The sequence below is a fragment of the Paenibacillus sp. JT22N15 genome (genome assembly GCF_059383755.1).
Genome location: NZ_JBXENV010000015.1, coordinates 140,901 through 165,971 on the forward strand (window position 1 = coordinate 140,901; position 25,071 = coordinate 165,971).

Consider the following 25,071-nt stretch of genomic DNA (forward strand, 5'->3'; position numbering starts at 1 on the left):
ATAAATAATAGCGGGAATCCGAAATTATTTCGAACGCGATTGCGCATCTACCTTTGTCCGCAGCAGCACGCGATTAAAGAAGTTAATTACTGGGCGGCGCGTCTTGTCAACGATACCAATAAGTTCGGCGCCAATTTGCAGGCTGAACATCAGCAAACAAATGACGGAGAACGTAACCCAATTCGCTGCGGTAGACTGTATGACAGTAGATTGCAAAATCGCAAACCCTCCGAATATCGCCGCTACACCCCAGATAATCAGAACGGTACGGCGATGGCTAAAGCCAAGCTCCTGCAAGCAATGATGCAAGTGCCCTTTATCCGGCGCGAAAATCGGGCGCTTATTCACCCAGCGGCGGACGATTGCAAAGAAGGTATCCGAAAGCGGAACGCCAATAATCAGCAACGGTGTAACGAACGAAACAATCGTAACCTGCTTAAAGCCAATCATGGACAATGTGGCAAGGCTGAATCCAAGGAACAGCGAGCCTGAGTCGCCCATAAAAATTTTCGCAGGATGAAAGTTGAAGAATAAAAATCCGACGATGCCGCCGAGCAGCAAGCTGCAGAGCAGAATAATGGGGATATTGCCCATAATAATCGCCATGATCAAAATAGTAGAGATCGCGATGCCAGAAACACCAGCCGCGAGCCCATCCAAGCCATCAATCAAATTAATTGCATTGGTCACGCCAACAATCCAGAGAATCGTAATCGGAACAGCGATCCAGCCTGCAATCGGCTGCATAGCATCTCCAAACGGAATGTTAACCAGATCGATTTTAATGCCAAAGCCAAATACGACTACGCTTGCCGCAGCCAGCTGGCCCAGCAGCTTCACTTTGGCGGACAGCTCAAAACGGTCATCCAAGGCGCCTATTAAAATAATAATCGTGCCGCCTACAAGCAGCGCTTTAATCATATTCATATTTGCATCTGTCAGCATTCCATCAGGAATGAACGGGAAAAGCAATAAAAAACCTGCAACAAATGCAGCATAAATTGCCAAACCACCCATGCGTGGCATAATGCGGGTATGAACCTTCCGATGATTCGGCTTATCAATAGCACCGACGAAAAAAGCGAATTTCTTTACAAGCGGTGTCATGACAAGCGCTAACGTCAGAGCAAGAATAAAACCAATCGAATACAATAAGCCTTCTGGCATGTAATGCAGCTCCCCTTTTGTTTCTACCGAAGTGAATTATACTCCGATCGAAAAAGAAACTCCAATCCCGTTTTCATTCAATTTCAACGGTTTTCACGAGTTTTTACGATAATGGCCCAGGTTTTGTTACGTTTTCTTTGTCGCGCATCACTTTCACAACGAATTTCGGCAAAACGAGCATTCTTGGCAGCCTTTTGGGCTCTTGAAGCAGACGATAAAACCACTCTAAGCGCAGCTTTTGAAAAATCATCGGCGCGCGCTTCAGCTTGCCCGCAATAATATCGAAGCTGCCGCCAATGCCCATAATATAAGGGACGCCCAGCTGATGCTTATACTTCGCAATCCAAGGCTCCTGCGTTTCGGCTCCCCTGGCAACGAGCAAAATATGCGGAGCTGCCTGGCGGATCTCATCCACAACTTCCTGATCCTGATCGGGACCAAAATATCCGTTGCGGTATCCAACAATTCGTACCTGCGGATATTGGAGCTGCAGCTTTTCGGCTGCCGCTTCAATAACCTCCTGGGATGTTCCAAGCAGATAAGCCGTCCATTTGCGCTGCTCGCCTTCGCGCATTAAACGGTGCATCAGGTCAAAGCCGGCAACTCGCTCGGCTACAGGCGTGCCCACATAATTGGCGGCCCATACAACGCCTGCGCCGTCAGGAACAATAAGCTCTGCCTTCGTCATCATCCGGTAATAATCAGGACTCTCCAGAGCAGACATCACCATAATCGGATTAGCTGTAATGACATGCGTTTGACGCTTCTCCTCAATTGCTTTCACTAAGTAGCTGACCGTCTCATCCATTGTCATTTTAGAGAAGGGTATGCCGTAAATAGATACGGTTGGAACATGGTTCGACAAACGAATATCACCTCGATATGGGATGGAGCAGCAGCTTCATAATTTGCTCAGCAGGCTGCTGCGCTTGTTGCTTCAACTTTGATATAGCATCCTGATGCGATCTGCGCCAGCTATCGCCGTTCTCCAGCATCCGCTCCGCCTCATCGGCAAAAGCTTCTGCATCAAGCAGCTCTGTTGAGCCAATTGGCTGCAGATGGATCCGTTTCAGAAATTGATCGATTTTCGGATCATAGGATAAGCCAAGCATGGGCACCATCTGATTTGCTGCATAAATTAACGCATGCAGCCGCATTCCGAACAAAATATCGCAATGGCTCACTTCAAGCAGCATTTGCTGCGGGTCGTCGCCCGGCGTCGCCAGCTCAGCGATGCTTCCGCTGGCGAGCTGCCCTTGCAGCCGTTCCATGACCTGCTTCGATGTTTCCACATCATCCGGGGTATGGAACGGGAGAAAGCGCAGCCGCACCTGGCGGCGGCGCGTCAGCGCGATTAGCGCATCGGCGGCGCGCGCAAGATCCGCGCCGTCTTCGCGCCAGCGGCGCAGGGACACGCCGACGACCGGCATAGCTTCGCTGCCGGCCTTCGCGGTCCCCGCACCGCCAGGCGCAGCCGCCGCGGTTGCTTCGCCGCCTGGCGCCCCGGCCGCCGCTGCGCCTAGCGGCAGCGGCAAGCCCATCACCGGATCGGGTACAACCTCGATCCGGTCATGCGGCACGCCCATCCGCCCCAGCAAAGCGGCGGATTGATCGTCCCGCACCGAAACATAAGCGCTCCGCCGCATAACGTGGCGGATCATCGGGTCCATCCACCGGCGGTTCACCGGCCCGATGCCCTGCGAATAAATGAATGTCGGCTTGCCCAGCAATTGGGCAAGCTTCACGATTCCCGTATAATACGGAATCGTCTTCGTGCCTGTGGCATCCTGCAGCAGGCTTCCGCCGCCGCTGATCAGCCCATCGCAGCTGCGCAGCGCGCCCCACAGGTCCGCGGGGCGCATCCGATGTACGGCCTCTACGCCGTACATCGCCTTCGTCCAAGCCGGGTCGGCCGACAGCACGACCGGCTGCAGCTCCAGCCCATGCGCCTTGCTCTGCTCGGCAAGCGCCAGCAAAATAGAACGCAGCACAGCCTCGTCGCCGCTATTCTGAAAGCCGTAGTAGCCAGAAATCGCTATTCGGCGAATATGCGTTTGAGGGCCGGCGACCATTTAGACCAGACTCCTTCCAGCAGCTGCCACACTCCGATGAGTATAAATCCGACTGCCGCACCAAGACCAAGGCCAAGGAATACGCGGATGATGGAAATATGCAGCGGCGTATGAATGTGCGCAAATGTGTCGACCATCGAAAGCTGGCCAATGGAGCCAATAATTACGAACAGCCAAGCTGCGCGGTAACGCAGCGCGGCGAACAATCCCACTAGCAGCAGCGGATGCGCCAGCAAAAACTCTTTATTTCTCGGACGGACGCCAAACGTGCCTTCCAGCCATTCGCGGAAAGGACGCTCAAATGGCAGCGTCTGCCCCTCATTACCTGTACGTGATAAATAATACATACCCGCAGCTACCACAATTAAGCCAACGACAACCATGAGCACGTTAATCGGTGTTGACAGCATTTTGCGAATGCGGGCAATTGGAGCATGTCCTGTGTAAAACACAACGTAGATCGCAACAAGCGCAATCGGCGCGAGGTGCAGCAGGCTAACTCCACGGAATTGTTGAAGCACAAGCATATACGTTATATTGTTCAGCAAACCGAACACATAAGGCACTGCAATAAGCGACATCAGCGCTACTACAATAAACCAGCTAATAGCAAGTCCCAGACGGCGGCGTGCCGGCAAACCTTCAAATACCCACTTGCTTCCCGCGTCACCAGAGCTGCTCAGCGGAATAACGACGCCTTGTCCTTTTTCTTTGCTGCGGAAAGTCCAATCCGCTCCACCAACAAAACGCTGGTTCCCTTCCGTCCTGCTATAAATCCGGTTCATAACCCAGATTAGCGCAAGCGTTGGCGCACTAATGCCCGCCCCAAGCGCAAGAGCCTGCTCTAACACGGAGCTGCTCAGCACATACAAGCCGGCACTTCCGGCAATACCGAGCAGGAATACCGCAATAAGCGTACCTGGCAGAAAAGCATTAATTAACAGCGCAATCAAGGCGATAGCGCCAATGACGACGATTCCTTTCAGCATTTTAACCCATGAAGGATATTCCCGATCAAAGGGCTCCGCTGTACCCGGAGCAAATCCGGCATCAGCCAAACGCTGAATCGTGCCTTTGTTTCCATCCTCCCCTTTAAGGGACAGGTAGAGGTTGTCCAGCGGATTAATAACCGCCGATTTCTCCTGGCTCGATGCAGGCGCACCATTCAGGAAAAACATCCGAATGTTGCGATCCTTCGCCGCAAGCAGGAAGCGGTCAGCAATATCTTCCGGCTTCATTCTCATCGCGTCCGTAGGGGACAACGAATAAAGACGTACAATATTATAGTCCGTCAGATAGGCGAGTGTTGTCATGCCCGATTGCTCTTTTTTCAAATTCTCAATGGTCGTTACTCCGATTTGATATTTGTTAAGCAGCTCGGCAAATGCGCGCAAGCTCTTCTCCTCGGCGTTGTCGGTGTAGCCTTTTACTTTATCGCCGTCGAACAAAATCCGTGTAACGCCATAATTCTTCAACTGAGCAAGAGTCGCCTCTGCTTCCTCCTGTGAATACGGAAGAACCCGGTCGGTCAAACGAGGCAAAACACGGAAGCCTGCTGCTTTGATCCTTTCGAGTGACATCGGATCAAAGCCAAGCGGTTGAAGCAGCGAATTTTGCAGCGGCAGCTCCACCACAAGGCCATCGCGGCCATCGAAGGACCAGTCCCGATAGACGATGCCCGCCCGGTCAAATGCTGCGCGAACAATCGGTCCAATCTGCTCCTTCTCAGCACTGCCGGAATACAAAATATAAGTGAAATTTTGACCCGGCATCTCCAGCTTGCCTTGGAGCAAAGCCGCCTCCTTGGAGTTGTAGTAGGTCAATCTGCCCGCCTGCATCAGCTCGCGAAGCGAGCTTTCATAGACAGCCATGGTCGAAATGCCGGCATCTTTCATAAAAATAAGATGCTGCGATATAAAATCCTGCGGTTTTGCTGAATATTCCGCAATTTCAATCAAGTCGCGATAATCAAACACATATTCCACTTGCTTAGACGTCGACTCCGTATTCATACGGTTATAACCAATAGGAAGTGCCGCCATCACGCCAATTAGCGTAATGATCCAGAGCCACTGCTTAGCTCTGCGATTCCATTGCAGCCAGTTTTGAAGCACGAAAATCCTCCGTTCATCGATCCTTGTCATTCCGCTTCCTACTGCTCTATTGTCGAGCGGTTGCCCACGGTTAAAGCCAAATAATCCTTACCCGTCTACTCTTGCCATAACCGCCTGGCGCAAAGCATTCAGCGCTTCTTCAGCTTGCACTGTCGATTCACCGCGAACCGCAAAATAAACCTTAATCTTCGGCTCGGTACCCGATGGACGAAGACAGAACCATGAGCCATCGGCAAGCATATATTTCAGCACGTTTTCCGGACGGAGACCGTCCAATCCGAGCTTGTAATCGAGCACCTGCTCTACCTTCACGCCGTTAATATCAACAGGCGGCTGATTGCGCCAGCTGTCCATAATGCCAGCAATTTTTTGTACGCCGTCAAGACCCTTCAGCGTCCGCGATTCCAAACCTTCCAAATAAACGCCATGCTTCTCATACAGCTCAAGCAATACATCATATAGTGTTTTACCTAAGCTTCTATAATATGCTGCTGCTTCACAAATCAGCAAAGCCGCTACGATAGCATCCTTATCCCGTGCGTAAGTTCCAGTCAAATAACCGTAGCTTTCTTCATAGCCGAAAAGGAACGAGCGCTCGCCCGTTTTTTCATAGCCTGTCATTTTCTCGCCGATATATTTAAAGCCAGTGAGCGTATTCTCAACAGCTACACCGTAAGAGCGGGCAATATCCGCACCCATCTCGCTCGTAACAATCGTTTTGATAACAACGCCATTATCCGGCAATTGTCCGCGCTCCGTGAGCTGGCTGAGCACATAATTCACCATCAAGGCGCCCGACTGGTTGCCGGTCAGCACGACATATTCGCCGTTATTGTTTTTCACAACTGCGCCCATCCGGTCTGCATCTGGGTCTGTTCCGATAATAATATCGGCATTGACCTGCTGCGCCAGCTTGATCGCTAGCGTAAACGCCTCGCGTTCTTCCGGGTTAGGAGATTTGACCGTGCTAAAGTAGCCATCCGGCTGCTCCTGCTCCGCGACAATATGTACATTGCTAAATCCGACTTTCGCAAGCACCTCGCGAACCGGCAAATTGCCTGTTCCATGAAGAGGGGTGAATACAACGCTGAACTGCTCGCCAACACCGCTGCGAAGAAGCTCCACATTCAAGCTTTGCGCGACCACCGTATTAATGTAGGATTCATCGGCATCCTCGCCCAGCCAGACGAGCAGGCCTTGCGCCTCTGCTTCTTCACGGCTCAGACGCTTCACCTGATCAAAACCCGTCACCTGCTGAATGGAAGCGATAACCTGCTCCGCATCCTCAGGAATGAGCTGGCAGCCGTCAGCCCCATACGCCTTATAGCCATTATATTCAGGCGGATTATGGCTTGCCGTAATCACAATACCGCTGGAAGCTTTAAGCGAGCGAACAGCATACGACAGCTGTGGCGTTGCGCGCAGCGATTGGAACAAATAAGTTTTCACGCCGTTTGCCGCCAGCACAAGCGCTGAATCCAGCGCAAATTCCGGTGAATAGTTGCGGGAGTCGTGAGCAATAACCATCGAAGGCGCATCGCCCGAAGCTTGTCCCAGCAGCCAGTTCGCCAGCCCTTGCGTCGCTTTGCCGACGGTATACGTATTAAGACGGTTCGTGCCCGCGCCCATAACGCCGCGCAGTCCGCCTGTACCGAATTCCAGATCGCGATAGAAACGGTCTGTAATCTCCTTCTCATCGCCTGCGATGCCGCGAAGCTCCTCTTTGGTCGCTTCATCAATCAATGGATCATTTAACCAAGCATTGTAACGCTGCATTGCCACTTCATTTTGACTCATACGGATCTCTCCCTTATATATAAATGAAACTAGCGTAAACGGCTGTCACCGCCCTATGGCGGCAAAGCTACCGTTTCGCGTGTGAAATATAAGCCGTTTGATAAAGATCAAACTTATAAATTCTTATATTTTAATAAATTTAAGACGGATCGGACAGGGCAAACATAAGCTCGCCTTCAGCAACAACTTGATCTCCCACTTTTGCAGTAGCTTGTCCTTTGCCGATGCTGCCTTTCAATCTGGTAATGACGACCTCCAGCGTAAGCGTATCGCCAGGCTTCACCTGACCGCGGAACCGAACGCCATCAATGCCTGCAAAAAAGCCTAATTTGCCTTTGTTGGCCTCCAGCATAAGCATCGCTACAGTGCCGACCTGCGCCAGTGCCTCAACGATAAGCACGCCAGGCATAACAGGATAAGCCGGAAAATGTCCTACAAAATAAGGTTCGTTCATCGTTACATTTTTCAGGCCAACCGCTCTGACACCCGGCTCTACCTCCAAAATACGGTCAATGAGCAAAAAAGGCGGGCGATGAGGGATAATTTCCTGAATTTGATTAATATCGAGCATGAATTAAGCTCCTTCCTTGTTGTCGAGGGTATAAAAAATGCAATTTTTACTGAAACTATAGATATCCTTCATGAAGCTGCAGTTTGTGAAGGTTGAGATAGAGGGCTTGGCTGTGCGGACCCGAAGCGTCTGCGGCCAAGCTTCTTTCATTTTACCGCGAATCCCTATGGACTCCCTGGTGGCACGCAAGTGCAGAATGGCAAGCATTCTACCCCTTGGCGGGCGCGGCATTAAGGCTCCAAACCATTATACAACTACCGTATCAAAAATAAAACTGCCATAGCCCTCGTATGGCTAAACTTGGGACTTGCAGGTACAATTGCGGCGGCAAATGATTTTTTTCAAACAAAATACGACATCTTTATTCATTTCCTCTATATGTAAACCGTTATATAGAATAGAGAGTTTTTTTATTCTATAGACGAAGGGATAGGATGTAGTGAATTTAAGTGTAAACGGGAACAAGTCGCTCAGAGAAATCAGGAGATGGCTCGCCGCCGTTCTATCTGTCATGCTCATCGCTACCACATTCAGCAGCATCGCGAGTGCTGCAGACGAAACAGTAACAGGCATTGAACTAAGTTATGATTCTTGGGATTACAATACCAGCACTTCATCACTGGAAGTATTTATTGATGACGATGCCGTTATCGTCTCCTTGCTGGCTGCCACTTCAAGCTCTTCCACCAAGAAGGACGTTAGCGCCTCCGCTACTTGGAAATCGTCCAACACCTCCTACGTCAAAGTGGACAAGGGCGTCCTGACGGCTGTAGGCAAAGGAACGGCTACGATTAGCGCTACTTACGGCGGATACACGCAAAATATTAAAGTTACATCCGATTACGTATATGATTCTGTACAAATTTTGAAAAATGGCAGCAACGCCGCAGAAAGCTATGATGTAAGTCTTGGCGCAGAGCAAGTATTTACGCTAAGCGGGATTAAGAGCGGCGCCTCCAATGAAAACATTACTACCAATGCAACCTGGACATCCTCCAGCTCTTCCGTCGCGACAGTTGATGATGGTACAGTCACGCTGGTAGGCGTAGGAACAACAACCATTACAGCCAAATATAAAGGAAAGTCCGACACTGTAAAGCTCGTCGTCACTTCCCCTTATAAATCATTGGCTTTGTCGCCAAAGACGCTGCTTGAAATCGATATGGGCGACGATGACCAGACGATTCAAGCAATAGCTACAACGACGAGCGGCTCGACAGAAACGGTAACGGCAAAGGCTACTTGGACAACTAGCAGCGCTGCTGTTGCAACCGTCGAGGATGGAGTTGTAACTCCAGTTGCGACTGGCCAAACTAAGATTACCGCAACTTATTTAGGAGTAAGCTCGACCATTGATGTTGTCGTTCGTACGCCATACCAATCGATCAAGCTGTCGCCAGCCAAAGAATATCAAATGATGCTGAACAGCCCTGGCTTGCAAATTACGGCTGAAGTTCAGGAGCTTTCCGGCAATGATGAGAACGTTACTACGCAAGCGGAATGGACATCCTCCAACCTATTGGTCGCTACAGTAACGAATGGACTTGTAACGCCGAAAGCGGTTGGAACAACTAAAATTACAGCTTCTATCAAAGGCATCAGCCGGAGCATTGACATTACGGTTTTCCCTAGCGTCACCGAGCTGACAATCGATAAAGAGTCTATCGATACATTCCCGGAAAAAAGCGAGACGCTGCCTAAAGTGAGCGGCAATACTTTCGGCGGAGATACAGCTGACGTTTCCAAAATTGTGAAATGGACGGTAGCCGACGAAAAAATTGCTACTATTAAAGATGGCAAATGGACAGCAGATGCTGTAGGCAAAACGGTCGTAACAGCCGAGCTTAATGGCCTGAAAGCGACATTTGAGCTCAATGTACACCTTACACCTGTGAAGCTCGTCCCAAGCACCAAAGAACTTAGCGTAGTAATCGGCAAGGATTTGGCGCTGCCTACGATTACGGTTGTAAATCAAGATGGATCGGAAGAGGATGTTTCCTCCAAAGCAACGTGGAAAGCATCATCGGATAATGCAATTGTCGTTAATGGCAAAGTAAAGGGGCTTGAAGCCTCCAAAGTGACATTAACAGCAACCTATTTAAATAAAACAACTACCGTCAAAGCTTACGTTGAAGAAGAGATCGAGAAGCTGGTAGCAGAACCATCCAGCCTTGAGCTCTACCCAGGCAAAAGCAAGTCGGTTAAAGTAACAGGCTACTATGTGAGCGGCAAGAAAGTGGTTCTGAGCTCCAAAATGAACTGGACCGTTTCTTCCAGCACCTTAGCAACGGTTAATGGCAGCACCGTCAAAGCACTGGCTGTAGGCAGCGGCAAGCTGACTGGCTCTTATCAAGGAAAAACGCTGGAAATTCCGATTACGGTTTCACCTAAGCTTAAATCGCTAACCCTTTCGGATAAATCGCTTAAGCTTAGCCCAGGCGCTTCTTATTCGCTGAAGCTGCAAGCCAATTATACGACAGGCAATCCAGTAGACGTAACAACGAGCGCAGCTTGGGTAACAAACAAAGCGAGCGTAGCTACTGTATCCAATGGCAAAATTATCGCTCTGAGCAAAGGTTCCGCTACCATTAAAGCTACCTTTGACGGCAAAACGGTATCGATGCGTGTAACTGTTAAATAAGCCTATGATTATTATGAAAAAGAACACCTTCCGCTTGTATTTTAAACAAACGGATCGGTGTTCTTTTTTTATCTGCTTATACCTCTCCCGCAGACGAAGCAAAAAAAGCGGCATCCGCAATAAGCTGCGAATACCGCCTTTAACCAATCGTACGGTGCGAACTACGAATCCGAAAATACAAGATCATAGACATGCTGCCAAGTTGACCACTCAAACACATCATCTCCCGATTGCTTGCCCAGCACCGTATAACCGATATAGAGGCCCGCAATCAGCATAATGACCATGATGCAAGGCACAATGCTGCGGCGCAAAATCCATAATATGATTCTCAGTACCAGGGGCCGCTTCTTCTTCTCTGGAGCGGAGCCTTGCCCCTTCCTGCGCGAGCTGCTGCGGGTCTGTTCTGCTTGTTCATCTTCCAGCCTGTCATCCGCAAAGTCAGCTCGTTCATTCGTCGTACTCATAACCACCATCACCCTATCTATCTGCGCAAGCCGTTCGCCAACCCCATCATCGAATCGCTTGATGTTAATGCCCTAGCTACCAGTTGGTAAGCACGTTGTACATTAATCAGCTCAGTCATCTCGCTGCTCATATCCACATTGGATTGCTCAAGAGAGCCTTGGCGCAGCGCGATCGCATTATCCGCGTCAGGAGTAACCTCTTGGATTACATCACCCACGTTCAGCCCTTCAGCTACGGCAAACAAATTGTCATCCAGCTGAGTAAGAGCAGAAGGTCGGGTTGCTTGCATCAATTTAATTGTGCCTAAATTAATGGTTGTACCGTCAGCAGCAACACCTTGCGCACTGCCATCAGCGCCAATAACCAGCTTATAGCCATCTGGAACAGTTACTGGCTGCTCAACTACTACATTTCCTGGCTGGGTTACCATTGTCGAAACAATAGGATAGCCTTCAGCCGTTGCCAAAATGTTATCACCGTTTGCATTAACCGTCAACTGAAACGCACCGTTACGCGTATATGCACGGTCGCCATTAGCGTTCACAATGACCTCGAACAACGCATTTCCTTCAATAGCAAAGTCCGTGTCCTTACCTGTCGTTGCGATCGTTCCTTGCTCCAGATTCGGCTTAATCATCGTCAGCTGGGAGCCCCAGCCTTGGTTAAAATCAAGCGGCGTCATACGGCCCGGCTGTTTAAAATCATTTGGCTGCTTGCTGACATTCGTCAACAAATCCTCAAAGGTTGCTTCCTTCCGCTTATAGCCTACTGTATTCACGTTGGCGATATTATCAGCGATCATATCAAGCTTCTGCTGGAGTCCACCCATCGAGACTACCGCATTAATCATTGAGCCGTTCATCGTCTGCCTCCTTCACGTTCCGTTGCTGACTTCGTCTTAAACGCGGCCTACTTCCGTTACAGCCTTCTCCAGACTTTGATCATAAAATTGTACAACCTTCTGGTTGGCTTCATAAGCGCGAAGCGCCGCCATTAAATCAACGGAGGATTGTGCCGCATCTACGTTGGAACGCTCCACATAGCCTTGCTGCACCTCCACCTGATCCGTTTCCTGAAGCGCTACGGCTTGCGCGGCGTCTCCATTAAAACGGAACTGGCCGTCTCCGGCGCGTACGAGTTGGTTCGGCTCGTTTATTCGCGTCACCAGAAGCGGCTGTACGCCACTATCCACACCGGTTTGCGTATTAACAAAACGCAAATCCTTCGTCAGCGACAGCTGCTCAAGCCCAATGCCTGCTGCGAATTGAATAGGATTCCCATCAGCTCCCAGCACATTGGCGCCGTCTCCGTTAACGAGAAAACCGTCCGCTGTCAGCGTAAAGGAGCCGCCCCGCGTATAGCGAAGATCCCCTTGCGCATCCTGCAGCGTAAAGAATGCTTGCGGCTGGAACGTCACCGTACCGTCATCAGCGACGTATTTGCCGGACTCGTCAAACGCCGCACCCTCCACCGCAATGTTGGACACGAGTGCGAAGTCAGTAGGCTTGTCCGTCTGGGACAAGTCCCCTTGAACATGCAGCGACAAGCTCTCCTCTGCAAATACCCCCATGCCGAGACGACCGATGGACTTGCTTGACTCGCCCTGTACCCCTGTCATGGAAAGCAGCGTATCCGGGAACGAACGCGTGACCGCATTCGTCTGCTTATAGCCCGGTGTATTTATATTTGAAATATTATTCGTTACGGTATCATGTCTGCGCTGCTGGGCCGTCAAGCCTGCAGCTGCTGTGTAAAGCCCTCTAAGCATTGCAATTGCCTCCTCGAAGATCGTATAAGGCTGTTCCCTCTCGCTGTATATGCCACTATTTATATATCGGTTATAGGCATGACTTCAGTTATAGCTTCCTATGCGACCTTTGACTCAATTTAACGCCTCGGCGCGTCCCCTTTTAAACGCCCTACCCGCGCAAACGGCTATGCAAGCGCTGCTTCTGCCTAACTTCTTAGAAGCGAGGCTTCTTGCCAAGCTTGTCCAAGTTATCAAGCAGAATGCCGGTACCTTTAACGACGCAATGCATCGGATCTTCCGCAATCAGCACCGGAACCTTGAGTTCTTCCGCAAGCAGCGTATCCAGGCCATTCAGCAATGCACCGCCACCGGTCAAAATAACGCCCCTGTCAATAATATCTGCCGACAGCTCAGGCGGCGTTTTTTCCAGTACGGACTTCGCCGTAGCCACGATTGACATGACCGAATCCCAAAGCGCTTCTTGAATCTCTTCCGAATGAATCGTCATGGTCAGCGGCAAGCCCGTTACCATATCGCGTCCACGGATATCCATTTCCGAGCGTTGTCCGTCCTCGTAAACTTTACCGATTTTGATCTTGATATCCTCGCTTGTCCGCTCGCCGATCAGCAGCTTGTACTTATCTTTAATATACTTCATGATCGCAGCATCGAATTTGTCTCCTGCGATTTTAATAGAAGAGGCGGTCACGACGTCGCCCATGGACAGGACCGCTACATCCGTCGTGCCTCCGCCAATATCTACAACCATGTTGCCGCTAGGCTGGAAGATGTCCATTCCAGCCCCAATAGCGGCAGCTTTAGCTTCCTCTTCCAAAAATACTTCCTTGGCTCCGCTGCGTTCCGCTGCTTCACGAATCGCCTTCTGCTCAACGGATGTAATATTCGTTGGCGCGCAAATCAAGATGCGCGGACGGCTCAGCCATTTACGCCCTTCTACCCGATCAATAAACGCTTTCAACATAATTTCCGTTATTTCGAAGTCAGCAATAACCCCATCCCTTAACGGGCGGATTGCAATAATGTTTCCTGGCGTACGGCCGACCATCCGGTGAGCTTCCTCACCAACGGCAAGCACCTTCTTCGTGTCGCTCTCAATCGCGACGACAGACGGCTCATCGAGCACAACGCCTCTCCCTTTTACATGAATAGATACGTTAGCCGTTCCCAAATCAATTCCAATGTCCTTGCTTAGCATAAGGCGTAAGTCCTCCAACGAATAGTGTAAACGCTACGGTCAATTAGTTCCCACGACGTAGAAACCCCTAACGTACATTATTCGCCAAAAAACTATAAAATCCTCTACCCTTTTGTAATAATTTGCGAATAAATTATGTTTTCCCGGCTGCCAGAACTTCCCTCTTCTTCGTGCTCGTTTTCTTATATTTGATTTTCGTTGCTTCTCCCCCGCGCAGATGGCGGATTGACTTGTGATACTCCAAAATGTGCTTCACCTGATCCGCCAGGTCGGGGTTAATTTCCGGCAGCCGTTCGGTTAAATCCTTATGGACCGTACTCTTAGATACGCCGAACTCCTTGGCGATCGTTCGTACCGTGTGCTTCGTCTCCACGATGCAACGGCCTATTTTAATGGTTCGCTCTTTGATGTAATCGTGCACGTTCCCGCCTCCCTACTCGAGATAGTTTGGTACATTATATGAGGGGCGCGGGTATATATTCTTTATGGCCAAGCCTGACAAGCCAGTTTGTCATAAAATTTTCATAAAAATACAAAACAGGCAGGGGATATTCCCCTGCCTGCAAGGCCTGAAGACCTATTTTGCCAGCGTTTATTGCGCGCCGACTACGGTGCTTGGATTGACGGCTTTTCCGTTTTCACGCACTTCAAAGTGCAGATGGACGCCCAAATCCTTTTCCTGCTCGTTGCGAGCCGCTTTGGCAATAATCGTTCCCTGCTTCACTTCATCGCCTACCGCCACGTTCACGTCGCTAAGGCTTTGGTAAGTGGTCACAAGACCGTCGCCATGGTTGATTTCGATAATGCTGCCATTCGTCGGATGATTGAGCACGAGGCTCACTTTGCCCGACATAGCGGCTACCACATCAAACGGCTGGTCATTCGGGTCTACAAGATCGATACCCATGTGCGGCGAGAAAGTATTTCCCATCTGCACCATAGCTGCCTGCCGCTCATCGCTGCTGGCGTTAGCATCATAGAAAGGTGTCTCGATTTGCAGCGCGTCCTTGTTCACAACCGGCCATTGCAATTGCTCGCCTTCGCGAATGACTTCATCAACTGCGCCCTCCGGTTGTGTTACCGTACCCTCGCCTACTGTGGCTTCCGTTTGGTCCGGATGTTCTGAGGCTGTCGTTTGCTTGCTGTCATCCGCTCCCTGGTAGACCCACATTAAGGTTACGATAATTGCTGCCGCGGCCATAAATATTGCTGGCGATACCCATTTGCGTGCCAGCAGCCTTTTAAATCCATTGCCTGAACCCGCGGCAGATGATGCTCCCAGTCCATTTTTGGGAGTTTCCTCTGAGCCTTGCTTTGGTTTGTTTTGATTGTTCATTTCTATCACCTCACTAGCCATTGTTGCCAGATTCGCTAGGTTTATACGTGAGGGTAGATGGAATGATGGATAAAAATATAGAGACTTTAAGATTTCGAAAAAGCCTGTGTTTACCTGCGCTAGGAGTGCCCAAGCAGCGCTGCCGAGAACTTGGAAGCCTGCTCTACCTTTGCACCCGTATAGTAATAGGTTAATATATCTTTCGCCGAATAGCCTAGCTTTGCCATTCCGTTCGCTCCCCATTGGCTCATGCCGACGCCATGTCCATACCCATAAGTTGTAATGGAAATGGCCTTATCGTTCATTTGCCATGTAAAAGCGGCTGAGGCTAGTCCCAATCGTTCGCGCACCTCGCGGCCAGTAAATACCGTTCCGGCGATTTCGATTTTGCTGATGCTTTTTCCTGCTGTTGCAGCTAATACCCGAATGGAAGGCTGAACCCTGCTCTCCCCCTGAAGGCCAAGCTTCTCATAAAATTGCGCCAGCGTCAGCTCCACGCTTTCTTTGTATCGCGGCGACAGCTCGATGTCCCATGGACTCGCGACGCTGCGCAAATAAGGAATCTCACCCGACCAATAGTCTTCGGAATTTTCCGTATATCCGCTGCTTGTGGAAAAGAAAGCGGCTTGGATCGGCTCGCCATTATACGTGACGATTAGTCCCTCCGTCTGCTTCACCGCTTCATTCAGCTTTTTCATATTAGCCGTCTGCTTGGCTCCTTGCCAATGCTGCTTCAGCTGCGCGAGCGGCAAATAGGCTTGATGGGCAATCGTATCCGTTACATCTGCCTCTATATTTTCCACGCCGCTGTCATCCCCGGAAGCGAGGCGGCGTACGATATAGGTGCGTGCAGCTATCGCCTGCGCCTTGAGCGCTTCCAGCTCAAAATCGGCTGGCATTTCCGCCGCGATAACGCCGCGCACATATTCCTCCAGCGGCAAGCTTTCCGTACGCTGTTCCTTCATCATATAAGTGCGTACGATGAGCCCGTTAAGCGCGCCTGTCGTTTTGGGCAACAGCCCGCCCATATGCTGCGCGATAACAGCGCTGCCCGCTTCGACTTTATTCGCCCCGCTGCCGCTGCCCGTGCCGGGCTGCTCAAAGACCGTCCCCACTGCCCCTCCTGGCTGTGCATTCGCTAGAGTCGCGGGCATGCGGGCCGGTATACCTCCGAGGGAAACTTTCATTAAAGCTACGGTAATGCCAAGCAATAGGCCTATTGAAAAAATAGGCACCCAGCGGCTGCTCTTCAAGCGCTGCAGCGCTTCTGACACTCTGCGTTCGATTCTCCTTCGTCTCATCCCTGCTCCTTCCGCTACCTTATTATAGCAATGCCATCCTGCTTAACTGGATAGTCCATTCTATGAGCGGATTTAATAGGGTAGAACAGAAAGGAGAGCTAATCGTGGCGCAGCGCGTCGACTGGCTTCAGCCTCGAAGCTTTATTGGCCGGGAAAATGCCGAACACGATTCCGACAAAAGCAGAGAAGGCAAACGACAAAATGACCGTATTAAACGGAACCGAAGTATCCGTCCCATTCACCACCCCAATGACATAGGAGCCCAAATAACCAAACCCGATGCCAAGCGCGCCGCCCATGCCGCTAATGACAACGGCCTCCACAAGAAACTGGAACAAAATATCTCTGCGCTTTGCACCCAGCGACTTGCGAATGCCGATTTCCCGCGTCCGCTCCGTAACGGACACCAGCATAATATTCATGACTCCAATGCCGCCGACAAGCAGCGTAATAGCTGCCACATAAAGCAGCATCGTATTCATCGTCTCGTTGACCGAATTAAGCGTCTCTACCGCATCCTGCTGGTTGAACACCCGGTAGCTGCTGTCATCGCCCCTGAATTTTTCCAGCAGCTTGACCTCAAGCGCTGCAACGGTTATATCCATCAAATCAAGATCGGTCACCTTGAGAGCGACTGTACGAACGCCGACACTATCAAAAAGCTTTTGCGCCGTCGTAATTGGAATCGCAATTTTTTCATCGTTGGAGCCGGTGAGCGAGCTGCCTTTCGCCTCCAAAAGCCCGACGATCGTAAAGCGGCTGCCGTTCACTTGAATCGTTTTGCCAATCGGGTCCTCTTCTTCAAATAGCTCCGTGGCCGTATCAACCCCAATTAATGCAACCTTCTGGGTGTTTTTCACATCCATCGAAGCGATGTATCTGCCGGACTGCACGCTGAAATCGCTCACCTGCTCGTAATCCGGCGTAATGCCCTCTACCGTCACGCTCGTACTATTTTTCGCATATTTCACCGTTGCACTGCCACTGACCGTCGGAGATACGCCCTCTACATTCGGAATATCAGCCAAAGCCATCGCATCGTCGAGTGAAAGGGAGGTTGCCGTTCCGCGGCCTGTTATGGTCACCGACAAGGAGTTGGTGCCAAGGCTGGCAACCTGCTCCTCCACTTGCTTCGTCGAGCCTTGCCCCATACCGACTAGCGCGATAACTGTAGCTACGCCGATCAGTATGCCCAGCATGGAGAGGGCTGTTCTAAGCTTGCTTGACAAGACGCTCTTGATCGCCATCCTGAACCCTTGCGTCAGCTTCATCCCTTTCCCTCCTTTCCTCGGTCAGCACGCCGTCCCGCATAATAACCGTACGGCTTGCCCGATGAGCGACCTCCATATCATGCGTAATCAGCACAATCGTGTGGCCCTGCCGATTCAAGTCTTCCATGAGCTGCAGCACTTCCTGCCCCGTCTTCATATCGAGTGCTCCAGTCGGCTCATCCGCCAGCAAAATCGGCGGGTTTGTCGCCAGCGCCCGAGCGATGGCAACCCGCTGCTGCTGTCCGCCTGACAGCTCGCTCGGACGGTGATGCACCCGCTCTCCAAGGCCGACCTGCTCCAGCGCCTTCATCGCCATAGCTCTGCGCTGCTTCGCAGGCAGCCCTCGATAAATGAGCGGCAGCTCGCAATTTTCAAGTGCGGTAAGCCGTGGCAGCAAGTGAAAGCCTTGAAAAATAAACCCGATCTTCTTGTTGCGAATATCCGCCAGCTTATTCTCGCTCATCCCTCTTACCTCGATGCCGTCCAGCTTATAGCTGCCATCGGTCGGCGTATCCAGACAGCCGATGACATTCATCATCGTTGATTTTCCCGAGCCGGAAGGCCCGACAATGGCGACAAAATCGCCTTTTTCCACCTGAAAGGATACGCCTTTAAGAATCGTCACAGTTTCCCGGCCCATCACGTAATTTTTGACGAGATGGTTAATGTCGATTAGAATGCCGCTGCCCTCGTTCCTCATGGGCGACCACCGCCTGCTCCGCCGCCGCCAGTGAATCCGCCTCCACCGCCGCCGAATCCGCCACCTCCACCGCCGAAGCCACCTTGCATCAGGCCGCCTCCCATAGTCGCTTGATTTTGCTGGGTCGTCGTTGTTGTCATGCCCACTGTGCCCTGCGGCGTTGGAATGAGCACGGAGTCGCCTTCATTCAGCCCCGAAATAATTTCCACATACGTTTCATCGCTGATTCCCGCTTCTACTTCGACTAACTGCCCTTCCATCTGAGCGCCGCCGCGCTGCATGTTTGTTGTGCCTTGCGCCGTTCCGCCCGTACCTGCTGCTCCCTGTGCTGCTGCTCCAGTACCTTGAGTACCCGCTGCGCCTTGTGTTCCACGTGTTCCCTGGGTGCCAGCTGTACCTTGGACAGCTCCGCCCGCAGCTTGGCCACCGATTCCACCTTGTGCTCCGCGTGTTCCTTGTGCACTCGTGCCGCCTTGAGCATCGTTTGTACCTTGAGCGCCTGCCGCTCCCTGTGCACCACTCGTACCTTGAGCACCGGCAGCGCCTTGTGTCTCGCCGGCACCTTGAGCTCCTGGTGCGCCTTGACCTTGTGTGCCCGTAGCACCTTGCGCACCGTTCGAGCCTTGAGCGCCTGCAGCTCCATCCGTGCCTTGTCCACCTGACGCTCCAGCATTTCCTTGTGCCCCTGCTGCCCCGCTTGTACCTTGTGTCCCGCTCGCACTTTGCGTGCCCGTTGGCACGCGAACGAAGGATTTGCCGCCACGTTCAATAACAGCGTCTACCGGTACAACGACGACATCATTTCTGGACTCCAAAATAATGTCCGCTTCCCCCGACATGCCCGTCATCACGCCATCAATCGTATCCAGCGAAATCGTCACCTCATAGGCGGATACGCCATTCGATGCCGTGCCCTCCCGAGCTAAGCTGGCTACTTTGCCTTCGATCGTCTTGTCCGTCAGGGCGCTCAAATAAACTTGCACCACTTGGCCAACTTTGACCGACGGAATATCCAGCTCATCGACCTGCACGACAAAATCAAGCAAATCGTAATTGACGATAGACGCAATAACCGTATTCGCTACAACCTCGTCACCAACGGAAACCTCGCTTTCCGTCACCTCGCCATCAATCGTCGCCACAACCTCAGTCACCTTCAGTTGATCTTCCCTCATCGTGGTCAGGCTGTCTTGGTTTTGCTTGATTTCAAGCGCCAGCATTTCCATATCCGTTTTGATGCTTTGCTGGGTCGCCAGTTCATCCTCCGTGCCCGCAGCTTCCTTATATTTGGTCTGATATTGCTCCATCTGCACTTGCTGCTTCTTAATCGAAAGCTCCGTCTGCTCAATCTGGCTATCGTAGTCCTTCTCGGATTCAAACGTTGCCAGCACTTGGCCTGCCTTCACCTTATCGCCGACTTTGAAGCTCAGCTTTGCAATCGTACCGGATACGCCGGACGTTACGGTTTCGCGAGAGTTGGCTTCTACACTGCCTGTCGCGCTTATTTTCAGCTCAATATTGCCCCGCGTCGCTTTCACCGTTTGCGAGGTTGCTGCCTGCACCGTCGCCGGCTGCCCCATCTTCAAATAATAATAGGCACCGCCTCCACCGGCCGCGCCTACTACAAGGATAATACCAAGCCATAGCTTCCACTTTTTCATCGACTGTATTCCACCCTCCGACTGACATATTCGTGACGAATATAGCATGAAAAAATGAACGGAGAATGAACAAGCCTGACCGAGGATCAGCCCTAGCTAGTACCGCGCTGCAAGAACATTCATCGTTTCTGCTGCTGAAAATAAAAAAGAGAACAGGACACAACCTCTGTCCTGTTCTCAAACCTGGCATGCGCCAGTCACGCTCACGTTTCCAGCGCCGCTCTAAACTAGCCGCGATGTTACCCTCGCTTATAAGGAAGCGGCATTGAAGCCGCATTAAAGCTGGCGTTCAATATCCCATTTTTTAAATGAAACGAGTGTACCCGTTCCGCCCGAGGCGAAGGCGGCAATGCCTGTCGAGGCTTCGCCCGGGTAAATACGTCCGGTCATCACTTTTTCCCCGCCTTGGAGAAACACCTCCACCGACGACTGATCGACGAAAATGCGCAGCGAAAGCTCGCCGCCTTCCGCAAGTGCAATGGCCGTCCTTCTTTCGCCGCCTTGCCCGATACCGGAACAATCCCGATTGAAGCGGAACAGCCCTTCTTCCGCATGATAAGCAAGTACAGTCTCTTCTCCCGCCCCATTCGTCCGCAGCTTCAAGCCAAGCTCACGGGCGCTGCCGATACGGAGCACCACTTCAAGCTCATAGCAATCTCCCCGGACAGCGAGCAGCTGCTCCCCCGCAAGCTCCAACTCCCTCAGCTCAAAACCGTCACGGCGGTACGCCTTCAGCTCTTCCAGCGGCTGAAACAGCAGCTTTCTATCGCTGCTGCGCAGCACAGCTTCACGCGGCAGCGTCATCGCCCCGGCCCAATAATGTCCGAGCTGGGTCGGAATTTCCTGCTCCCACGTTTCCATCCAGCCGATGACAATGCGCCGTCCTTGCGAGTCCAGCGCTGTCTGCGGCGCATAAAAATCAAAGCCGTAATCAATCGGCTCATAGCCGTCATACGAGAATAACCCTGTCTCCGTATTTAATTTTCCTACCATATAAGTGGTGGAATGCAAATTACGATAGTTGTCGCCTTGTGCTGGCATCCGCTGCGGCGACATCATCAGTACATCATAGTCCCCTAGCGGGAACAAATCCGGGCATTCCCAATTGTCGCCCATCTGTCCATCGCTGCGCGCCATCTCGCCAACAAAGGTCCAATTCACGAGATTCTGTGAACGGTAGAGCAAAATCAAGCCATGCCCTGCACCATCATTCGAGCCGATGACTGTATAATAGGAGCCGTCACGCTCAAACACCTTCGGATCACGAAAATCTTTGCGGCTCGCTCCAGCCGGAATTTGCTCCAGCCCCAGCACCGGATTGCTCGCCAGCTTAGCGAATGCCCGGCCATCATCTGATACCGCTATATTTTGCGTCTGATAATAGTCCGTATCCCCATTCGGCCCTGTCACGACATGCCCCGTATACATAAGATGAAGCTTGCCTTCATGGACAATCGCGCTTCCAGAGAAGCAGCCCCCACTGTCATACGGCTGGTCTGGAGCGAGCGCAACCGGCGCATACTCCCATGAAACCAAATCGCGGCTGATCGCATGGCCCCAATGCATCGGTCCCCATACCGGCTGGTACGGATAATATTGATAAAATAAATGATAATGCCCATTATGAAAAATAAAGCCGTTCGGATCGTTCATCCAGCCAAACTCCGCCATCAAATGATAGCCAAGACGGTACTGAGGCCGCAGCAGATGCTTTCTTTCCGCCACAAACTGCTCGGCATTGTCGAGCGTATACAACATGATCAATCATCCTATTCTTACGCGTTTATTTAATGGAGCCTTGCATGACGCCTTGAATAATAAATTTCTGTGCGAACAAATAGACGACGAGTATCGGTAAAATAGTTAGCAGCAGTCCTGCCATCAGCGGCCCGTAATCGACGGTATAAGTGCCATAGAAATAAAAGGTCGAGAGCGGCAGCGTACGCTGCTCCGAAGAGGTCAGCACAAGCGATGGAAGCAGGAAGTCGTTCCAGATCCATAATACATTCAAAATCGCAATTGTCACCGACGTTGGTGCGAGTACAGGGAACACAATGCGGAAAAACGTCTGTGTCCGCGTGCAGCCATCAATCATTGCGGCCTCCTCCAGCTCCGCCGGAATGCTTTTCACAAAACCGTGATAAATGAACACCGCAAGCGGGCTTCCAAAGCCGAGATACATATAAATCAGCGTCCACTTGTTATCCAGCAAATGCAGATTGCCATACACCTTCACAAGCGGAATCATAATCGCCTGGAACGGGATAATCATCGCTGCTACCATCAGGAAAAACGTATATTGATTAAATTTGCTTTGGTTTCGCACAAAGAAATGGGCTGTCATGGCCGCAAGCACCGAGATAAGCAATACGCTCAACACCGTAATGATAACCGTGTTCGTAAACGCGGATACATAATTCATTTTCGTAAACGCCGACTCGTAATTCGCCAGATTGAAGCTGTCAGGCAGAGAAAGCGGCGAAGCGGTGATCGCTTTATTTTCCTTAAAGGAATTGACGATTAGCAAAATAAATGGAAAGACGAAGGCCACAAGGCCAACCAGCAAAACAATAAACTTGCTCCATTCCATAGAGGCTTTCCAGCGCTTCATCAGGCCTCCACCTCCAGCTTCTTGCTGAAATACACTTGCAATAGCGTAATGCCCGCTACGAGCAGGAACAGTACAAGCGCTTCCGCCTGCCCTACCCCATAATCTCTTGAGAGGAACGCTTTCTCATACACATGCATCGAGACCATTTCCGTGCTTTTGAACGGTCCGCCCTTTGTCAGCGTCAGGTTCAAATCGTAAACCATAAACGTGCGCTGCAGCGATAAAAATACACATACGATAAAAGATGGCACCATCAGCGGCAAAATCATCGTCCGCAGCTTGCGGAATGCCGTTGCCCCATCAATGCTGGCCGCCTCCATAATGTCCTTCGGCACATTCATGAGACCCGCCACATAAATAACCATCATATAACCAGCATATTGCCACACCGTTACAATTATAAGCGCCAAAAATGCTTTATCCGGATCAGCGAGCCAGGACGTGCCGAATACGGAGATGCCTGCTTTTTGTCCAATCGATACAAGTACGTTCGAGAAAATAAATTGCCATACAAATCCAAGCACAATGCCGCCGACCAAATTTGGAATGAAAAATCCGGCCCGAAAAAAGCTCTGGCCCTTCAAGCCGCTTGATAAAAAATAGGCTAGCAAAAAGGCCACCACATTGACGAGCGCCACACTGATAAACACATATTTAAGCGTCAAATAAAATGACTTCCAAAATACCGCGTCTTTCCATACGTAGGCATAGTTTTCGAAACCGACCATCGTACTCGTCGTGGAAATGCCATCCCAATTCGTAAAGGTTAAATAAATCCCGTACAAAAACGGTACTATCATGACGGTGGCAAAAGCAAACAGAGTAGGCCCGGTGAACAATAGCCGCAGCCGAAGACGGCTCCAAAGTCCTTTTTCCGATATCATCGTAATCCCTCACTAACGTTTCATGGAAGCGAAGCGATGGACAAGTCATGCAGGCCTGTCCATCGCATCCTCTTCTAAGCTGTTGTTTGTCGTCTAGTTCACGCTACTTTACAGTCGTCCAGTATTCCTGAATTTCCTTGGCAAGCGTGGCGCGGTCAGCTGCTCCAGCCAAATATTTTTGCATCGAAGCGCCTACCTTGCTCCAGTGATCCGCCGGGAGCGCACTCATCGATTCCTCGATTTTACCTCCAGTGATATAGGCCCCAATCGACTTAGCGAGCGGGTCTTGCGGCTCCAGTGTAATGTTTTTGAACGCAGGCACGATGTTCGCTTTATTGATCAGGAAGTCTTGGCCTTTCTCTTTGTAGACCATCCACTCCAGGAACGTTTTTGCTGCCGACTGCTGCTCTGGCGTACTTTTCTCTTTGTCTAGAACAAGGCGTTTCGAGACAGCTGCGGAAATTTGCGTATTGCCGAAATCATCCGGGTTATTGCTGATCGGCACTGGCAGGAAGCCATATGCGCCGCTCGCCGTATCAAAGCTGCTGATTTGCGGCCAAGCCCAGTTGCCCTGGAACCAGATGCCAACCTCGCCTTTGCCCAGCACCTCAGGACCCTTCTCATAGGTGCCTGCGAGCGGCGAAGCTTTATCGATGTTATGCTCCTTCATGATGTCGAACGTATCCATGAGGCCGTTAAATACGCTGTTGGACGAAAGATCTACGCTGCCAGCCTTCAGATCAGTAATAAACTGGTTTACCACCGCTTTATCTGCTGATTGTCCAGCATAAGCGAGCGGAAGGTAGTGGGCTGCAAGCGACCAATCCATTGGCGAGACGATGAGCGCGCCAGTACCGGAGGCTTCGATCTTTTTAAACAAATCTTCCAGTGCCTGTGTCGTCGTAATGGTTGCCGGATCGAAGCTGCCACCAACCGCTTTGTCTACGACCGCTTTGTTGTAAATAAAACCGTAGCCTTCAATTGAAAGCGGGAACGCATAGTTTTTGCCATCGAAGGTTGTCAGATCCGTGCTGCCGTCGACCTTGTCGGACATCCATTTTTCCCCGCTCAGATCGAGGAGGCGATCTTTGAACTTCTCGACATCCCCTGTATCCAGCATCGTAATCGTCGACGGGCTGTTCGCCGCATACAGCGCGGATGCTTTCTCGAATGGCGACTGTCCTGCCGGAACCGGAATGATTTCCAGCGTAATATTCGGATAATCCTCTTTAAACGCTTTCGCTGCATCTTCAAGCTGCGTTTGAATTTCCCCTTTGGAATTCAGCAGCGTAATTTTCACCTCTCCTGAAGCACTTCCACTATTTGCGCTGCCTTCAGCTGTGGATGAATCTGCAGGTGTTGAGCCGGCATTTCCTCCGCACGCTGTTACGACCATAACCATCACTAAAGATACGAGCAGAGCCTGCAAGCTTTTCCAAGATTTCATTCGTTCGTCCCCCGATTCTAAATGATAAATATTCTATGCTGGAACCGATTTATAAACCGCTTTC

The 25,071-nt window shown here is 51.0% G+C and carries 21 protein-coding genes; 1 reads left to right on the forward strand and 20 read right to left on the reverse strand.

All coding sequences use genetic code 11. The annotated features are described in order from the left end of the window. Positions 1–24: 24 nt before the first annotated feature. The 6 genes from AC50X8_RS25875 to fabZ form a co-directional block, all read right to left on the reverse strand. On the reverse strand, positions 25–1,167 hold the full coding sequence (locus AC50X8_RS25875) for a glycosyltransferase family 4 protein (RefSeq protein WP_494860924.1): 1,143 nt from the start codon (positions 1,165–1,167) through the stop codon (positions 25–27). A 103-nt stretch (positions 1,168–1,270) separates the two neighbouring features. Further along, positions 1,271–2,032 carry a WecB/TagA/CpsF family glycosyltransferase gene (locus tag AC50X8_RS25880; RefSeq protein ID WP_494882369.1) on the reverse strand — a complete coding sequence of 254 codons (762 nt, stop codon included), beginning with the start codon at positions 2,030–2,032 and terminating at the stop codon, positions 1,271–1,273. A 7-nt stretch (positions 2,033–2,039) separates the two neighbouring features. After that, on the reverse strand, positions 2,040–3,239 hold the full coding sequence (gene csaB, locus AC50X8_RS25885; protein ID WP_494882371.1) for a polysaccharide pyruvyl transferase CsaB: 1,200 nt from the start codon (positions 3,237–3,239) through the stop codon (positions 2,040–2,042). Continuing rightward, positions 3,203–5,353 carry a DUF5693 family protein gene (locus AC50X8_RS25890; RefSeq protein ID WP_494882373.1) on the reverse strand — a complete coding sequence of 717 codons (2,151 nt, stop codon included), beginning with the start codon at positions 5,351–5,353 and terminating at the stop codon, positions 3,203–3,205. The genes csaB and AC50X8_RS25890 overlap by 37 nt, the downstream gene beginning before the upstream one ends. Before the next feature lie 87 nt (positions 5,354–5,440). Continuing rightward, entirely contained in the window at positions 5,441–7,150 is a 1,710-nt protein-coding gene (locus AC50X8_RS25895; RefSeq protein ID WP_494882379.1) for a phospho-sugar mutase, read from the reverse strand. 139 nt (positions 7,151–7,289) lie between these two features. After that, on the reverse strand, positions 7,290–7,721 hold the full coding sequence (gene fabZ / locus AC50X8_RS25900; RefSeq protein ID WP_056036855.1) for a 3-hydroxyacyl-ACP dehydratase FabZ: 432 nt from the start codon (positions 7,719–7,721) through the stop codon (positions 7,290–7,292). Between the two features lie 439 nt (positions 7,722–8,160). Between fabZ and AC50X8_RS25905 the strand changes: the two genes are divergently transcribed. Next, positions 8,161–10,362 carry an Ig-like domain-containing protein gene (locus AC50X8_RS25905; RefSeq protein WP_155973211.1) on the forward strand — a complete coding sequence of 734 codons (2,202 nt, stop codon included), beginning with the start codon at positions 8,161–8,163 and terminating at the stop codon, positions 10,360–10,362. A gap of 161 nt (positions 10,363–10,523) precedes the next feature. Here the strand turns inward: AC50X8_RS25905 and AC50X8_RS25910 are convergent, their stop codons facing one another. From AC50X8_RS25910 to AC50X8_RS25975, 14 genes are all read right to left on the reverse strand, one after another. After that, on the reverse strand, positions 10,524–10,829 hold the full coding sequence (locus tag AC50X8_RS25910; protein WP_056036847.1) for a DNA-directed RNA polymerase subunit beta: 306 nt from the start codon (positions 10,827–10,829) through the stop codon (positions 10,524–10,526). Positions 10,830–10,846: 17 nt separating this feature from the next. Beyond that, positions 10,847–11,692, reverse strand: a complete 846-nt coding sequence (locus tag AC50X8_RS25915) for a flagellar hook-basal body protein (RefSeq protein ID WP_056036844.1) — start codon at positions 11,690–11,692, stop codon at positions 10,847–10,849. 36 nt (positions 11,693–11,728) lie between these two features. Further along, positions 11,729–12,598: a flagellar hook-basal body protein gene (locus tag AC50X8_RS25920; protein ID WP_056036841.1), complete on the reverse strand. Its 870-nt coding sequence runs from the start codon at positions 12,596–12,598 to the stop codon at positions 11,729–11,731. Between the two features lie 196 nt (positions 12,599–12,794). After that, positions 12,795–13,796, reverse strand: a complete 1,002-nt coding sequence (locus tag AC50X8_RS25925) for a rod shape-determining protein (RefSeq protein WP_056036837.1) — start codon at positions 13,794–13,796, stop codon at positions 12,795–12,797. A 133-nt stretch (positions 13,797–13,929) separates the two neighbouring features. Next, on the reverse strand, positions 13,930–14,217 hold the full coding sequence (spoIIID, locus tag AC50X8_RS25930; protein ID WP_046231346.1) for a sporulation transcriptional regulator SpoIIID: 288 nt from the start codon (positions 14,215–14,217) through the stop codon (positions 13,930–13,932). A gap of 171 nt (positions 14,218–14,388) precedes the next feature. Continuing rightward, positions 14,389–15,132, reverse strand: a complete 744-nt coding sequence (locus AC50X8_RS25935; protein ID WP_056036834.1) for a M23 family metallopeptidase — start codon at positions 15,130–15,132, stop codon at positions 14,389–14,391. Between the two features lie 119 nt (positions 15,133–15,251). Then, positions 15,252–16,433, reverse strand: a complete 1,182-nt coding sequence (gene spoIID, locus AC50X8_RS25940) for a stage II sporulation protein D (protein WP_494882386.1) — start codon at positions 16,431–16,433, stop codon at positions 15,252–15,254. Between the two features lie 98 nt (positions 16,434–16,531). Beyond that, positions 16,532–17,704, reverse strand: a complete 1,173-nt coding sequence (locus AC50X8_RS25945) for an ABC transporter permease (RefSeq protein WP_494882388.1) — start codon at positions 17,702–17,704, stop codon at positions 16,532–16,534. Continuing rightward, entirely contained in the window at positions 17,646–18,404 is a 759-nt protein-coding gene (locus AC50X8_RS25950; RefSeq protein WP_056036827.1) for an ABC transporter ATP-binding protein, read from the reverse strand. The genes AC50X8_RS25945 and AC50X8_RS25950 overlap by 59 nt, the downstream gene beginning before the upstream one ends. Then, positions 18,401–20,065: an efflux RND transporter periplasmic adaptor subunit gene (locus AC50X8_RS25955; RefSeq protein WP_494882390.1), complete on the reverse strand. Its 1,665-nt coding sequence runs from the start codon at positions 20,063–20,065 to the stop codon at positions 18,401–18,403. The genes AC50X8_RS25950 and AC50X8_RS25955 overlap by 4 nt, the downstream gene beginning before the upstream one ends. 276 nt (positions 20,066–20,341) lie before the next feature. Next, the gene (locus AC50X8_RS25960) at positions 20,342–21,823 is read right to left on the reverse strand and encodes a glycoside hydrolase family 32 protein (protein ID WP_081418856.1); all 1,482 of its coding nucleotides are present in this window, start codon (positions 21,821–21,823) and stop codon (positions 20,342–20,344) included. Positions 21,824–21,848: 25 nt separating this feature from the next. After that, complete coding sequence (locus AC50X8_RS25965; RefSeq protein WP_056036821.1) at positions 21,849–22,676, reverse strand: carbohydrate ABC transporter permease; 828 nt, start codon at positions 22,674–22,676, stop codon at positions 21,849–21,851. Next, complete coding sequence (locus AC50X8_RS25970; protein WP_056036819.1) at positions 22,676–23,560, reverse strand: carbohydrate ABC transporter permease; 885 nt, start codon at positions 23,558–23,560, stop codon at positions 22,676–22,678. The genes AC50X8_RS25965 and AC50X8_RS25970 overlap by 1 nt, the downstream gene beginning before the upstream one ends. Before the next feature lie 103 nt (positions 23,561–23,663). Continuing rightward, positions 23,664–25,007: an ABC transporter substrate-binding protein gene (locus tag AC50X8_RS25975; protein ID WP_056036816.1), complete on the reverse strand. Its 1,344-nt coding sequence runs from the start codon at positions 25,005–25,007 to the stop codon at positions 23,664–23,666. Between the last annotated feature and the right edge of the window lie 64 nt (positions 25,008–25,071).

Coding starts and splice junctions, on each gene's coding strand:
- AC50X8_RS25895 (WP_494882379.1), bottom strand. CDS start 7,150: ATGAGTCAAAATGAAGTGGCAATGCAGCGTTACAATGCTTGGTTAAAT.
- fabZ (WP_056036855.1), bottom strand. CDS start 7,721: ATGCTCGATATTAATCAAATTCAGGAAATTATCCCTCATCGCCCGCCT.
- AC50X8_RS25875 (WP_494860924.1), bottom strand. CDS start 1,167: ATGCCAGAAGGCTTATTGTATTCGATTGGTTTTATTCTTGCTCTGACG.
- AC50X8_RS25920 (WP_056036841.1), bottom strand. CDS start 12,598: ATGCTTAGAGGGCTTTACACAGCAGCTGCAGGCTTGACGGCCCAGCAG.
- AC50X8_RS25975 (WP_056036816.1), bottom strand. CDS start 25,007: ATGAAATCTTGGAAAAGCTTGCAGGCTCTGCTCGTATCTTTAGTGATG.
- AC50X8_RS25950 (WP_056036827.1), bottom strand. CDS start 18,404: ATGAGGAACGAGGGCAGCGGCATTCTAATCGACATTAACCATCTCGTC.
- AC50X8_RS25965 (WP_056036821.1), bottom strand. CDS start 22,676: ATGAAGCGCTGGAAAGCCTCTATGGAATGGAGCAAGTTTATTGTTTTG.
- AC50X8_RS25910 (WP_056036847.1), bottom strand. CDS start 10,829: ATGAGTACGACGAATGAACGAGCTGACTTTGCGGATGACAGGCTGGAA.
- AC50X8_RS25925 (WP_056036837.1), bottom strand. CDS start 13,796: ATGCTAAGCAAGGACATTGGAATTGATTTGGGAACGGCTAACGTATCT.
- AC50X8_RS25955 (WP_494882390.1), bottom strand. CDS start 20,065: ATGAAAAAGTGGAAGCTATGGCTTGGTATTATCCTTGTAGTAGGCGCG.
- AC50X8_RS25945 (WP_494882388.1), bottom strand. CDS start 17,704: ATGAAGCTGACGCAAGGGTTCAGGATGGCGATCAAGAGCGTCTTGTCA.
- AC50X8_RS25960 (WP_081418856.1), bottom strand. CDS start 21,823: ATGTTGTATACGCTCGACAATGCCGAGCAGTTTGTGGCGGAAAGAAAG.
- AC50X8_RS25935 (WP_056036834.1), bottom strand. CDS start 15,132: ATGAACAATCAAAACAAACCAAAGCAAGGCTCAGAGGAAACTCCCAAA.
- csaB (WP_494882371.1), bottom strand. CDS start 3,239: ATGGTCGCCGGCCCTCAAACGCATATTCGCCGAATAGCGATTTCTGGC.
- spoIID (WP_494882386.1), bottom strand. CDS start 16,433: ATGAGACGAAGGAGAATCGAACGCAGAGTGTCAGAAGCGCTGCAGCGC.
- AC50X8_RS25970 (WP_056036819.1), bottom strand. CDS start 23,560: ATGATATCGGAAAAAGGACTTTGGAGCCGTCTTCGGCTGCGGCTATTG.
- AC50X8_RS25915 (WP_056036844.1), bottom strand. CDS start 11,692: ATGAACGGCTCAATGATTAATGCGGTAGTCTCGATGGGTGGACTCCAG.